Origin of the sequence: Curtobacterium pusillum (assembly GCF_007673235.1) — a bacterium.
Classification (GTDB): Bacteria; Actinomycetota; Actinomycetes; order Actinomycetales; family Microbacteriaceae; genus Curtobacterium; species Curtobacterium pusillum_C.
Genome location: NZ_VDZH01000001.1, coordinates 588,476 through 601,549 on the forward strand (window position 1 = coordinate 588,476; position 13,074 = coordinate 601,549).

Here is a 13,074-nt window from a genome sequence, read left to right on the forward strand (position 1 = left end):
CTCAAAAGAGGCACCAGTGTCAAAAGCTCAGAGAGATGCAGTGTCGGGTGCCTCGATGAATGTCGCTAGGTCGACGGCCGGAAAACGTGAGTCACGACTGCGTTCGCGAGTTCCTCGAGGAACGCCCGTCCCCCCATTCCGGTGTGGGTCATCGGGTCGACGCTGGCGTTCAGCTTGAGGAGGAGTGCCGACACGGCTGCATCATCCATGTCGGTACTGAGGACCGATTCTATCTCCGATCGCACATCGGTGGCGGACTGCACAGAAAATGCTTCCAGAGCATCATCGAATGCTTCGGACGCATCACGATAGTCCATCTCCCAGGTGGGGTAGAAAATTGCAGGGAGAAGAGACGAAAGCGCGGGAAGTGTTCGACGAAGTTCCACTGTACCCAGATCTTCGATGTCAGGCATCTATCACACCTCCGGGGGCGTTGGGAATGCGGTCTTGATGAAGAAGCCCTGCGGCGCAGAGATGTCGCGTCTAAGGATCACTGTCACCGTATGGCTATCGACGACTTCATGAAGGTAGTACCGACCAATCGGGTCCCTGAATGTCGCGGTGAACGCCTTGACTTTGTCCGTTCCCGCCAGCCACCCATCCACGGAGCGCTTGTTCGCATCGAGCGTTTCACCGAGAACTCTATTGAGATCGTCGACGGTCAGCCGGAACGCGCCGTGACCGTTTTTCGGCATTGGGTCTCTACCAATGATCTCCGCGTCGGACTGCAGAACGCCCTCTTTTTCTCCCCACAGGTGACGGTCGAGCGTGTGCGCCGTGTTCCACCGACTGTCAATCGCCTGAATCCCGCCGAAGTCATGGAGACCCGAAGACAGCGATCGGTCTTCCACGCGAACGATCTCGCCGTTGACTCGTACCTCGAGATCGCCAACGAGATTGGGCGCGGTCAGAGGATCTGCTCCCGTCGCACCGCCAAGATCCTCAGCGCCTCCGTGGCCCGCACTGGCGTCTGGACGAACTGCGTCTGCAGACGTGTTCGCCCCGTCATCACCGTGCTCAGCAGCCCCTTGAACGTCTGCGTGAGATGCCCCGTGCCCATGAACAGCGTCGGACGTGCCCCGACCATCCACATGATCCGCCACCGAGTGCAACCAGTGCGACCCCGGCTCCGGATGCCCGACCTCGATGTGCGGCCGCCCGACCCCGAACCCGAGCCCGTCCGGTGTCGCCACCGCGTGCTCGACGCTGACCTTCACGGTCGGGATCTTGTCCCCGAGCCACCGCAGCGCGTTCGCGAACCCGCCCCGGCTCCCCGCGAGCAGGTCCGACGCCCCGGACAGCGCCTTGCCCGGCAGGCTCCCGAGTGCGTCCCCGACCCGCACCATCGCGGTCCCGGCGGTGGCGAGCTTCGACCCGAACGCCGCGAGCTTGGACCCGTCCGCACCGAGCACCGCGAGCCGCGACCCGAGCGCTGCGACCTTCGCGCCGGCGCCGACCTCGCCCGCGCCGGGGATGAACAGCGTGCCGATGTTGAACGCGGCACCACCGGCGGCGTGGGCGGGGTCGTCCCGCCAGTCCTCCGGCGACCCGACGAAGCCCTCGACGAGGGTCTTCTGCTGGTCGAGGATGTTCCGCGCGGTGTCGCTGACGACGTCCGGCAGGATGCCCTTCGGCAGCGCACCGGCGATCAGCAGCGGCGGGCTGCCCATCAGTGCGATGAGCCCGAGCGACTCCGCGAAGCCCTTCCAGGACTGCGCTGCCCAGTCGCCGTCGCCCCACCCGCCGGTCTGCGAGTTGTAGCCGATCAGCCCACCGAGGCCGTCGAGCGTCCCCTGCAGCGCGTCGTCCATCCCGGAGCTGAAGGACTCCGAGCAGGACTGGTCGCCGCGTCCGGTGCTCCCCCACGGCATCGGCTCGTTCGCCTTGACCGCTGCGGTGTAGTCGACGGCCTGCACCTCGGCCAGGCACATGTCGGTACGGAGCCCGTTGATGGCGTTGACGCACTCGGCGGAGGCGGCGGAGAGCTTCGTCTCCTGCTCGGCGACCTTGGTGAGCAGGTCGTTGTTCTCGTCGACGTACGGCGTGTACTCGTTCCAGCGCAGGTGGGCGTCGTCGAACTGCTGCCCGAAGTTCTGGACCAGGCCGACGATGCCCTGGTTCGCCGGGTGCTCGGGATCCCACGGCCCGACGGTCTTGCCCTTGAGCGCCTTCTCGACGAACGTCGCGGCCTCGGCCTTGAGCTCGACGAGCCGCTTCGCGATCGGCGCGACCGCCGTGGCGTAGTCGCTGAGGTGCGTGGACACCTTCTGCAGGGTGGCCGCGAGCGACGCGGTGTCCGTCTCGACCCCGTCCATCACGGTCAGCAGTTCGGCCGAGTCGGGGGTGGTGTAGCTGCCGCCGAGCTTCGCCCATGCGGTCTTCACCTCGCCACCGCGCGTCTCGACGTCGGTGGCCGACGTCGAGAACGCCGTGCCGGCGGTCTCGACCTGCTCCGCCTTGATGTTCGTGCCGGGGATCGCGTCCGGGTCGATCAGGCCGTCGGCCCGACACTGGCCCGTCATCGGTCACCACCCAGGTCGACACCGTCGAAGTTGCCGGTCCTGGAGGCACGGATCGCGTTGGCCTGTGCCGTCGCGGCCATCTCCTCGTCACCGTGGTAGTAGGCGAGCGTCGCGTTGGCAGCGCCGGCGAGGCCGGCGGTGATGTGGTTGCTGACACGGGTCAGGAGCTCCGAGTGGCTCTCGATGAGCGCGGCGACCGCTCCGGCGACCGCCTGGTCGTCGCCGACTGCCGTGGTGAGCGTCGCGTGCGCGTCGGCGAGACCGTCGAACGCGGTGGACAGGCTCGTCGCGGCGCTCTCGGTGTCGGTGAGCGCGGTCTGCACACCCGCGGGCTCGATCTGCCAGCCGTTCCCCATCGTTCCCCCTGGTCGTCCCGTTCGACTCGGTCAGTGGCCTGCTGCGGCGCGGGACACTGCCGTTCCCCCGGCGGCGTCCGCAGTGTTCCGCACGATCTGCTCGGCCGTCCCCCGGAACGGGGGTTGCGCGGCCGCGTGGATCTCGGTCCACCATAGCCGATCGTCGTCCTCGGGCAGCGGGCGGGGCAGTGGTCGCCCGAGCAGCCGTTCGGCGTCGACGGTGCTCTCGAGCCGTCGGGACTGGAAGAGCGTGAGGAGCACGACGCCGCCCGCGTCGACGAGCTGCAGCGCATCGCCGTCCCAGAGCTGCCGGACGCCGATGTCCGGGTCCACCTCGGCGGCACCGCTCAGGACGGCCACGGCATCGACGTGCTGACCGGACAGGATCACCCACTCGGCGCTCATGCGCGCGCCCCGGACCCGAGCAACTCGACGACCCGCGGCCCGAGCGCGTTCCCGAGCTCGGCGAGCCGACGCCAGCGCGCCTCCACCTCGGCGCCGCCGGTCAGACCGGACCGCGAGGGGGTGAAGTCGAGCACGAGGGACGGCACACGTGGCGGTCCGACGACCGTCGCTCCCGACGGCAGAGCAGCCGGATCGACGCCGAGGTCGCGCAGCGCGGCGGCTCCGACGATCGCGCCCAGAGGCACGGGCATGCCGATCTGGCGCGCGGAGAGGGTCGCGTCCGAGTGGCCGGCCGACCGCCACGCGGTCCCCAGCAGCACCCGCTGGCGACGCGCGAGTTCCGCGAGCACGCGCTCGGGTGAGGCAGCGTCAGGGGCTTGCACCGTGCCTCCAGGCCGTGGCAGAGCCAACCGTGTCTCCTCGGTGACGCCGGTGGCGGACCGCTCGACCCGGATCTGGACGGCGGCCACGCCGCTCTCGACCGGAGCGGTCGCGACCAGACGTGACGGGCGCGGAGCACGCCGGCGGGCGAAGTCGGTGACGGCCGCGACGCTCCACGCGATCGTCGCGGGCTCGACCGTGCCCCAGCCGGACGGCGTCGTACCCGCGAGTCCCTCGAGCAGCAGCTCGGCGGTACGACCGATGCCGGTCTGCTCGGTGGCCGGGTGGTGGACGGACACGACGACTTCTGTCCAGGGCACCTCGTCGGCGCCGAGCCGTGTCGACCGGGGCGACGCCTGCGGTGAGAGCATGGCGGTCGCGACGTCGTCCGCGGTCGTGGGCGAGCCGGCGGCGCGGTAGCGGTCGCCCTCGCGGACGACCCAGGCGCTGCCGGTGCGCCGGAGCATGGCGAGCATCGCGGTGGTGATGCGGCTCGTCGGCGGGGTGAGCAGCACGAACGCGAGGCCAGCGGCACGGGTGTCGAGCACGAGACCCGTGCGCGCGGAGGAGAGTTCGACCACGGCGGCGTCGGTCTCGCTGACCACGAAGCCCGGTCCGACGGCGTCGACGAGCGGGTGCGCGAGGGTGACGTCGTCCACGCCGGAACCCTACCGGGCGCGGTCCCGTCCGACTCGGAACGACGGCTCCGATGTCGTACGACGTCGGAGTCGTCGTCCCGAGTCCGCCGCGCCCGCCCGCACGCCTGCACCCACGAACGACGACGGGCCCCGCGCCTGCTGTGTGCGCGGGGCCCGTCGGACGGGTGGTGTCAGGTGCTACCGGACGGAGACCGGGGTCTCGTCGCGGTCTTCGTAGAGGACGTAGCCCTCTTCACCGTGGACCGCGGTGTCGATGCCGGCGACCTCGTCCTCGGTCTTGACGCGGAAGCCCATCGTCTTCTCGATGATCCATCCGATGAGGAAGGCGAGGATGAACGAGTACGCACCGACCGCACCGGCCGCAGCTGCCTGCTTGCCGAGCTGGGCGAACGAGCCCGAGTAGATCAGGCCGGTGTCGTTGGCGAAGAAGCCCAGGTAGAGCGTGCCGACGATGCCGCCGACCAGGTGCACACCGACGACGTCGAGCGAGTCGTCGAAGCCGAGGCGGTACTTCCAGTCGATCGCGAAGCAGCAGATGATGCCGGCGACGAAGCCAAGCAAGATGCCCCAGCCCGGGGTGAGCGCGGCGCAGGCCGGCGTGATGGCGACGAGGCCCGTGACGGCACCGGACGCGGCACCGATCGAGGTGGCCTTGCCGTCCTTGAGCTTCTCGACGAGCAGCCAACCGAGGATGGCGGCGGCCGGGGCGGCGAGCGTGTTCACCCAGGCGATCGAGGCGATGCCGTCAGCAGCGCCCTCGGACCCGGCGTTGAAGCCGAACCAGCCGAACCACAGGATCGCAGCACCGAGGAGGACGAAGGGCGGGTTGTGCGGCTTGTGCGCACCCTTGGCGAAGCCGACGCGCTTGCCGAGGACGATCGCCAGGGCGAGACCCGCAGCACCGGCGTTGATGTGCACCGCGGTGCCACCGGCGAAGTCGATGACGCCCCAGGTCGCTGCCCAGCCCGAGGTGAGGTTGAAGACCCACGAGGCGACCGGGAAGTAGACGACCGTGACCCACACGCCGGCGAAGACCATCCACGCGCCGAACTTGGCACGGTCGGCGATCGCGCCGGAGATCAGGGCGACCGTGATGATGGCGAAGGTGGCCTGGAAGCCGACGAACGCCATCGAGGGGTACGCCGCGTTGATCGTGGAGGCCTTGGCCTCCTCGAACGCCTGGCCGAGTCCGATCTGGTTCCAGTCGATGCTGAAGAAGCCGACGACACCGGAGACCGCCGTGCCGTCACCGTGGTTGGCGAAGGCGATCGCGTAGCCGTAGAGCACCCAGAGGACGCTCACCAGGGCGATCGCCCCGAAGGACATCATCATCATGCTGATGACGGACTTGGCCTTCACCAGACCGCCGTAGAAGAAGGCCAGGCCGGGTGTCATGAACAACACCAGCGCCGCCATGACCAACACGAATGTCGTGTTGCCCTGATCAAGCATCTGTTCACCTCTCGATTGCACCAGCGGCTCTTGGTCCGCGTCGGGTGTCACCGAGTCTGGCGAGGTGAGGTTTCACGAGGACGCACGAAGTGTTTCGCGGGTGTAACGCGACGGCGCGCTGTGTAAACGTCGTGTTTCGTCGCCCGGGCAGTCCCCTAGACGCGGGCCACGAGTCCGTCAAGCAGCCCGGGTCAGCGCGACGACACGGCTCGCGGCACGCAGGTACTTCTTGCGGTACCCGCCGTTCAGCATCGTGTCGGGGTACACCTGGTCGAGCGGGGTCCCCGACGCGACGATCCGGACCTGCGCGTCGTACAGCCGGTCGACGAGCGCCACCCAGCGCAGGGCGTCGGTCTGGTCGGTGAACGCCTGGACGTCGGTGAGTCCCACGGCGTCCAGGTCCTCGACCATGGCGACGTACTTCGACGGGTGCACGGAAGCGAGGTGTCCGACCACGGCCCGGAAGTCGTCGAGCGTGACCGTGCCGGCTGGCAGGGCCCCCTCGACGTCGGCGACGACCCCGGCGGACTCGTCGACGGCGCGGCGGCGGTAGTCGAGGCCGTCGATGCGCATCGTGTCGAACCGGTCGGACATCGCCTGGATCTCGCGCAGGAAGTCCTGCGCGGCGAACCGGCCCTCACCGAGCGCGCCCGGCGGGGTGTTCGACGTCGCCGCGAAGCGGGTGCCGGTCTCGGTGAGCTCCTTGATGAGCCGCGTCATCACCATCGTGTCGCCCGGATCGTCGAGCTCGAACTCGTCGATGCAGACGAGCGACGTCCCGCGCAGCAGGTCGACCGTGCCCTGGAACCCGAGCGCCCCGACGAGCGCCGTGTACTCGATGAAGGTGCCGAACGTCTTGCGCCCCGTGGCGGCGTGGTAGGCGGCGGCGAGCAGGTGGGTCTTGCCGACGCCGAACCCGCCGTCGAGGTAGACGCCGGACTTCGCAGGCGTGTCGGACACAGCCGCGCGACGCCGCCCGAACAGGCCCCGGCGGGGCTGGTCCGCGGGGCCTGCAGCGACGAAGGCCTCCACCGCGTCCCGCACCGACGCCTGCGACGGGTAGTCCGCGTCCGGTCGGTACGAGGCGAAGGAGGCGTCCGCGAACTGGGGCGGCGGGACGAGCGAGGCAGCCATCTGCTGCGGGGTCACCTGCGGGTCACGGTCGACGAGGTGTTCAGGCGCTGTGCTCACGGAGATCGGAAGGCCCTTTCGGGAAGCATGTCGTGGGGCGTCACGTTGCGTCAGGGGCACGGTACGTCCGCGTACCGTTGCCCACAGGCACCGACGACCGATCCTAGTCCGGTGCCGGATGACCACCTGGAGGTAGCCCACCATGACCGCACCGGTCGACACGTCCGAGAAGTTCACTGCCTACGCGCACCCGGAGCGACTCGTCTCCACCGAGTGGCTGCAGGAACAGCTCGACGCCCGCACCCCCGACCTCGTCGTCGTCGAGTCCGACGAGGACGTCCTGCTCTACGAGACGGGCCACATCCCCGGCGCGGTCAAGATCGACTGGCACACGGACCTCAACGACCCGGTGCTCCGCGACTACATCGACGGTGAGGCCTTCGCCGCACTCCTCGGCAGCAAGGGCATCGGCCGCGAGACCACCGTCGTCATCTACGGCGACAAGAACAACTGGTGGGCCGCCTACGCCCTCTGGGTCTTCTCCCTCTTCGGGCACGAGGACGTCCGCCTGCTCGACGGCGGCCGTGCCAAGTGGATCGCCGAGGACCGCGCGCTCACGACGGACGCCACCGTCGTCACCCCCGCCGAGTACCCCGTCGTCGACCGGGTCGACACCGAGATCCGCGCGTACAAGGACGACGTCCTGGCGCACCTCGGCAAGCCCCTCATCGACGTCCGCAGCGCACCCGAGTACTCCGGCGAGCGGACCACCGCGCCGGACTACCCGGAAGAGGGCGCCCTCCGCGCCGGCCACGTCCCGACCGCCGTGAACATCCCGTGGGCCACCGCAGCCGCACCGGACGGCACCTTCAAGGCCCGCGAGGAGCTCGACGCGATCTACCGCGACGGCGCCGGCATCGGCGACGCGGACGAGGTCATCGCCTACTGCCGCATCGGCGAGCGGTCGAGCCACACCTGGTTCGTCCTGCAGCACCTGCTCGGGTACGACAACGTCCGCAACTACGACGGCTCCTGGACCGAGTGGGGCAGCGCCGTCCGCGTCCCGATCGCCGTCGGCAACGAACCGGGTACGATCACCGACCGATGACCGACGCACTCCCCCAGTCCCTCGCCGAGATCCGCGACGACTTCCTCGAGCTCTCCCAGCAGGACCGCCTGCAGCTGCTCCTCGAGTTCTCGAACGAGCTCCCGGCGCTGCCCGAGCGCCTGCAGGGCCACGAGGACGAACTCGAACGCGTCGAGGAGTGCCAGTCGCCCGTCTTCATCACGGTCACCGTGGGCGAGGACGGCGACGCTCCCGGGATCGTCCGGATGCACGCCACGGCACCGCGCGAGGCACCGACCACGCGCGGCTTCGCGTCGATCCTGGCGCAGGGGCTCTCCGGCCTGACGGTCGAGCAGGTACTCGCCGTCCCGGCGGACTACCCGCTGACGATCGGGCTGAGCGAGGCGGTCAGCCCGCTGCGGATCCGCGGGATGGTCGGGATGCTGGGTCGGGTGCAGCGGCAGGTCAAGACGCAGGCCGCGGTCGCGTAGACCCCACCGGCAGGCAGCCGAGGCCGACCCGGAATCGCGCCCCTCGGCGAACATCGCGCCCGTGTGTGATCGGGCGCGATATTCGCATCGGGGCGCGACCTTGCGGGCCGTTCCACCGACCGACGGGAGGCGCGGTGCCAGCTGGCACCGCGCCTCCCGTCCGTCCTGCAGTCGCGTCTACCGCGCGCTGGCCGCTCCGTCCCGCTGGACCACCTCGGTCAGCCACGCGAGGATGCGGGCATCGAACCAGTCGGCGTCGTGGTTCCAGAGCTTGGTGTGCCGGGCGGTCGTCTGGATCTCCAGCCGGACGAGGTCCGGTCGGGCCTCGGCCAGGGCGTGCGACGCGGAGGACGGGACGAAGCCGTCGTCGTCGCTGTGCATGAGCAGGATGGGGACGTGCAGCTCGTCGGCGCGCGCGACCATGTCGAGCTCACGCAGGTCGACGGGCTGGTGCAGACCCGTGAGCCGGTGCAGGACCGGCGTGCGGAGGAGCCGCTGGGCGACCTTGCGGACCGGCCGCGGCAGGCGGAGCAGCTGGCTCTGGGACTTGAGGACGGCGTGCCAGTCGACGACGGGCGACTCGAGCACGATGCCGTCGACGAGTCCGGCGAACCGTGAGCGGACGAGGGTCTGCAGCACGACCGCGCCGCCCATCGACCAGCCCATGAGCACGACACTCGACGCACCCTGGCCGGAGACCCAGCGGAGGACGGCGTCGATGTCCTCCCACTCGGTGCTGCCCAGGCCGTAGCGGCCGTCGACGCTCCGCGGGGCGACGCCGTCGTTCCGCCAGCTCGCCAGCACCACGGAGTACCCCGCTGCCCGGAAGACCGGCACCGCGCGGATCGTCTCGGCGCGGGTCACGCCGCGGCCGTGCACGAGGACGGCCCATGGCGCTTCGGGGTCGTCGGCACGGATCACCCACGCGGGTGCGGGGCCGTTCGGGGTGGAGACGTCGACGTCCTCGACCGGGACGTCGAGCTCACCGGGGGTCAGGTAGAACCAGCCGCCCCAGCGACCCCGCCGCGCCGCCGTGGGGTCCCCGGCGTCGATCGCGATGATGCGCCGAGTGACGGTCGTGTCGGTCGTGCCGAGGACCTCGCCGACGCGCATGTGCCCGGTGCCCCCGCCGAACCACAGGCTGTAGCGGCCCTGCAGCTCGGTGTCGGCGGTGCGCTCGAGCGTCACGGTCTTCCGAACGGGGTCGACGGCGTGGATCGGGACGCGCTCGGTGCGCTTGCGGTCGGGGGTGACCACCGCCCGGGCCACCGCCGCGACGAAGCCGCCGATCACCGCGGTGGTGACGGCTGCCGCTGCGATGCCCGCTCCCAGTGCGACGAACCCGGCCGATCGTGCGGTCTCCTGGACGACGTCCTCGGCGGGTCGCGCGGATCGGGACATGGTCCGGAGCCTAGTCTGCATTCGTGTCCGAAACCCGAGAGCCCGACGCGTTCGCGCGGCTCCGTGCGTTCGTGGAGTCGGGTGGCACCCGCGCCGAGACGACGATCACCGAGATCCCCTCGCCCTCGCGCATCGCGCCCTTCTCGATCGCCCTCGCGGCGGACGTCTCGGGCGCTGCGCACGGCATCGACTCCGACCTCGGCACGGGCCGGTTCATCGCCCTGCACGACCGGGACGAACCCGAGGGCTGGGGCGGCGCGTTCCGCATCGTGACGTTCGCGCAGGCACCGCTGGAACCCGAGATCGGCGTCGACGAGTTCGTCGCCGACGTGACGTGGAGCTGGCTCGTGGACGCCCTGGCGGCGCACGGAGCCACCTACGACCACGCCTCGGGCACGGCGACCAAGATCATCTCGCGCGGCTACGGCGACCTCGCGGCGCAGGGCGACGGGGCGCAGCTCGAGCTGCGTGCCTCGTGGACCCCGCGCGGGGAAGACCTCACCGCACACGTCGAGGCCTGGGAGGAGATCGTGGCGATGCTCGCCGGTCTGCCGCCTGCGTCGGACGGCGTGACCCTGTTGGCTCCGAGGAGGCTCGCCCGTGACTGACCCTGCTACTCCGGCCGATCCGGCTGCGTCGGCGGCGGCGTCGCCGGCGTTCGAGGCATCGCACGAGGCGGTCAACGTCATCGCGACCCGCGAGGAGTACCTGGAGGCCGTCGCCGCGATCGCCGCCGGACACGGACCCGTCGCCCTCGACGCCGAGCGCGCCAGCGGGTACCGCTACTCGCAGCGGGCGTACCTCATCCAGGTGTTCCGCCGCGGCGCCGGTGCGTTCCTGTTCGACCCGATCCCGATCGGCGACTTCTCCGAGCTGCAGGACGCGATCGTCGACGAGGAGTGGCTGTTCCACGCGGCCTCGCAGGACCTCCCGTGCCTCCAGGAAGTCGGTCTCGTCCCCACCCGCATCTTCGACACCGAGCTCGGCGCACGGATCGCCGGGTTCCCGCGCGTCGGCCTCGGGGCGGTCGTCGAGCAGCTGCTCGGCATCACGCTCGCGAAGGCGCACTCCGCCGCGGACTGGTCGACCCGCCCGCTCCCCCAGTCCTGGCTCGTGTACGCCTCGCTCGACGTCGAGCTGCTCCCCGACCTCCGCGACGCACTCGCGGCGAAGCTCGACGAGGCCGGCAAGTCCCGGATCGCCGAGGAGGAGTTCGCGGCCGTGCTGACCCGGGCACCGAAGCCCCCGAAGGCCGAGCCGTGGCGCCGGCTGTCCGGGATGCACGCGCTGCGCGGGACCCGTGCGCTGGCGATCGCCCGGTCGCTCTGGACCGCGCGCGACGCGTACGCCCGCGAGACCGACATCGCGCCCGGCCGCACCATCCCGGACTCGGCGATCGTCGCGGCCGCCGCGGCCAACCCGGCGTCGAAGGGCGAGCTGAGCGGTGTGAAGGCCTTCACCGGGCGCGCCAGCCGCGCCGAGCTCGACCGCTGGTGGGCCGCCGTCGAGGACGGCCGCACGACCGAGGACCTGCCGAAGCTCCGCGGCACGGGCGAGGCCACGCTGCCGCCGCCCCGCGCTTGGGCGGACCGCAACCCGGCCGCCGACCGCCGGTACAAGGCCGCACGCGCGGCGGTCGTCACGCGCGCCGAAGAGCTCGACCTGCCCGTCGAGAACCTGCTCACCCCGGAGACGCTCCGCGTGGTGTCGTGGGAGCCGCCTCAGCCGATCGCCACCGAGACCGTCGGGGCCGCACTCGCCTCGCACGACGCCCGCCCGTGGCAGGTCGAGGAGACCGCGTCGATCATCGCGCACGCCTTTGTCGCTGCTGCACAGGCGCCTGCTGCCGAGAGCAACACGGAGTCGTAGGAACGCCCCAACCGGCATGCGTCCGCACAGGCTCGGGGCATAGCGTCGACCCTGCATGCCGGGTACGTCCCGGCCGGTCGGGGCGGAACGTGCCCCGACCTGATCGATGAGGATCTGGAGGCCCAGATTGCCAAAGGCAGCAGACGTCGTCTTCGTTGACGGCGTTCGGACACCGTTCGGACGAGCCGGGGAGAAGGGGGTGTTCTGGAAGACCCGCGCGGACGACCTCGCGGTGCACGCGATGCGCGGACTCCTCGACCGGAACGCCTCGCTGGACGGGGCCGCGGTCGACGACGTCGCCGTGGCGGCCACCACGCAGCAGGGCGACCAGGGACTCACCCTCGGCCGGACCGTCGGGATGCTCGCGGGCCTCCCGAAGACGGTCCCCGGATACGCCATCGACCGGATGTGCGCCGGTGCCATGACGAGCGTCACGACGCTCGCCGGAGCGATCGCCTTCGGCGCGGCGGACGTCGCGATCGCCGGTGGGGTCGAGCACATGGGCCGCCACCCGATGGGCTTCAACTCGGACCCGAACCCCCGCTTCATCGCGGAGCGCATGGTCAACGGCGACGCACTCGTGATGGGCAAGACCGCGGAGCGGCTGCACGACCGCTTCCCCGCGATCACCAAGGACCGCACGGACGCCTACGCGGTCCAGTCCCAGCAGCGCTACGCCGCCGCCTGGGCCGCCGGCAAGCTCCAGCCGGACCTCGTGCCGGTCGAGGTCAACACGGGCGAGGGCTGGGACATCGTCTCCAGTGACGAGCCGCCCCGGCCCGGCACCACCCTGGAGGCACTGGCCGCCCTGAAGACGCCGTTCCGGTCCCACGGACGGATCACCGCCGGCAACGCGGCCGGCCTGAACGACGGCGCCACGATGAGCCTGCTCGCGTCGGCCGACGCGGCGAAGCAGCACGGCCTGCCGACGAAGATGCGCATGGTCTCGTTCGCGTTCGCGGGCGTCGACCCCGAGGTGATGGGCATCGGCCCGGTCCCCGCGACCGACAAGGCCCTCGCCAAGGCCGGCCTGACGATCGACGACATCGGGCTGTTCGAGATCAACGAGGCGTTCGCCGTGCAGGTGCTCGCCTTCCTCGACAACTACGGCATCGACCAGGACTCCACGAACGTGAACGCCTGGGGTGGCGCGATCGCCGTCGGGCACCCGCTCGCCTCGAGCGGTGTCCGCCTGATGACCCAGCTCGCGGCGCAGTTCGCCGAGCGCCCGGACGTCCGCTACGGCATCACCACGATGTGCATCGGGCTCGGCCAGGGCGGCACCGTCATCTGGGAGAACCCGAACTTCAGCAAGTCCGCGGCACGGAAGGCGGCCTGAGC

Annotated in this window: 13 protein-coding genes; 5 read left to right on the forward strand and 8 right to left on the reverse strand. The window is 70.6% G+C overall.

Annotation, left to right across the window (positions count from 1 at the left end; genetic code table 11):
• Positions 1-65: 65 nt before the first annotated feature.
• The 7 genes from FS532_RS02745 to zapE form a co-directional block, all read right to left on the reverse strand.
• Complete coding sequence (locus FS532_RS02745; protein ID WP_144750075.1) at positions 66-413, reverse strand: hypothetical protein; 348 nt, start codon at positions 411-413, stop codon at positions 66-68.
• Positions 414-416: 3 nt separating this feature from the next.
• The gene (locus FS532_RS02750; RefSeq protein WP_144750077.1) at positions 417-2,522 is read right to left on the reverse strand and encodes an RNase A-like domain-containing protein; all 2,106 of its coding nucleotides are present in this window, start codon (positions 2,520-2,522) and stop codon (positions 417-419) included.
• On the reverse strand, positions 2,519-2,878 hold the full coding sequence (locus tag FS532_RS02755; protein WP_144750079.1) for a DUF6507 family protein: 360 nt from the start codon (positions 2,876-2,878) through the stop codon (positions 2,519-2,521). The genes FS532_RS02750 and FS532_RS02755 overlap by 4 nt, the downstream gene beginning before the upstream one ends.
• A gap of 30 nt (positions 2,879-2,908) precedes the next feature.
• On the reverse strand, positions 2,909-3,283 hold the full coding sequence (locus FS532_RS02760) for a hypothetical protein (RefSeq protein ID WP_144750080.1): 375 nt from the start codon (positions 3,281-3,283) through the stop codon (positions 2,909-2,911).
• Positions 3,280-4,323 carry a DUF6177 family protein gene (locus FS532_RS02765; RefSeq protein ID WP_144750082.1) on the reverse strand — a complete coding sequence of 348 codons (1,044 nt, stop codon included), beginning with the start codon at positions 4,321-4,323 and terminating at the stop codon, positions 3,280-3,282. Before FS532_RS02765 ends, FS532_RS02760 begins: the two co-directional genes overlap by 4 nt.
• A gap of 177 nt (positions 4,324-4,500) precedes the next feature.
• Positions 4,501-5,775 (reverse strand): ammonium transporter, encoded by a 1,275-nt coding sequence (locus tag FS532_RS02770; protein WP_144750084.1) that lies wholly within the window; start codon positions 5,773-5,775, stop codon positions 4,501-4,503.
• A 177-nt stretch (positions 5,776-5,952) separates the two neighbouring features.
• Positions 5,953-6,909 (reverse strand): cell division protein ZapE, encoded by a 957-nt coding sequence (gene zapE / locus FS532_RS02775; protein ID WP_260852560.1) that lies wholly within the window; start codon positions 6,907-6,909, stop codon positions 5,953-5,955.
• Positions 6,910-7,108: 199 nt separating this feature from the next.
• Between zapE and FS532_RS02780 the strand changes: the two genes are divergently transcribed.
• Both FS532_RS02780 and FS532_RS02785 read left to right on the forward strand, forming a co-directional pair.
• Positions 7,109-8,014 (forward strand): sulfurtransferase, encoded by a 906-nt coding sequence (locus FS532_RS02780; RefSeq protein WP_144750086.1) that lies wholly within the window; start codon positions 7,109-7,111, stop codon positions 8,012-8,014.
• The gene (locus tag FS532_RS02785) at positions 8,011-8,463 is read left to right on the forward strand and encodes a SufE family protein (RefSeq protein WP_097179282.1); all 453 of its coding nucleotides are present in this window, start codon (positions 8,011-8,013) and stop codon (positions 8,461-8,463) included. Before FS532_RS02780 ends, FS532_RS02785 begins: the two co-directional genes overlap by 4 nt.
• Positions 8,464-8,640: 177 nt before the next feature.
• Here FS532_RS02785 and FS532_RS02790 read toward each other — a convergent pair whose 3' ends face one another.
• Positions 8,641-9,864, reverse strand: coding sequence for an alpha/beta fold hydrolase (locus FS532_RS02790; protein ID WP_186321884.1), 1,224 nt, complete (start codon positions 9,862-9,864; stop codon positions 8,641-8,643).
• Between the two features lie 23 nt (positions 9,865-9,887).
• Between FS532_RS02790 and FS532_RS02795 the strand changes: the two genes are divergently transcribed.
• The 3 genes from FS532_RS02795 to FS532_RS02805 all read left to right on the forward strand — a co-directional run bounded on the left by FS532_RS02795 (position 9,888) and on the right by FS532_RS02805 (position 13,072).
• Positions 9,888-10,472: a DUF3000 domain-containing protein gene (locus FS532_RS02795; RefSeq protein WP_144750090.1), complete on the forward strand. Its 585-nt coding sequence runs from the start codon at positions 9,888-9,890 to the stop codon at positions 10,470-10,472.
• Positions 10,465-11,733 (forward strand): HRDC domain-containing protein, encoded by a 1,269-nt coding sequence (locus FS532_RS02800; protein ID WP_144750092.1) that lies wholly within the window; start codon positions 10,465-10,467, stop codon positions 11,731-11,733. The genes FS532_RS02795 and FS532_RS02800 overlap by 8 nt, the downstream gene beginning before the upstream one ends.
• A gap of 106 nt (positions 11,734-11,839) precedes the next feature.
• Positions 11,840-13,072 carry a thiolase family protein gene (locus FS532_RS02805; protein ID WP_222121923.1) on the forward strand — a complete coding sequence of 411 codons (1,233 nt, stop codon included), beginning with the start codon at positions 11,840-11,842 and terminating at the stop codon, positions 13,070-13,072.
• Positions 13,073-13,074: the final 2 nt, after the last annotated feature.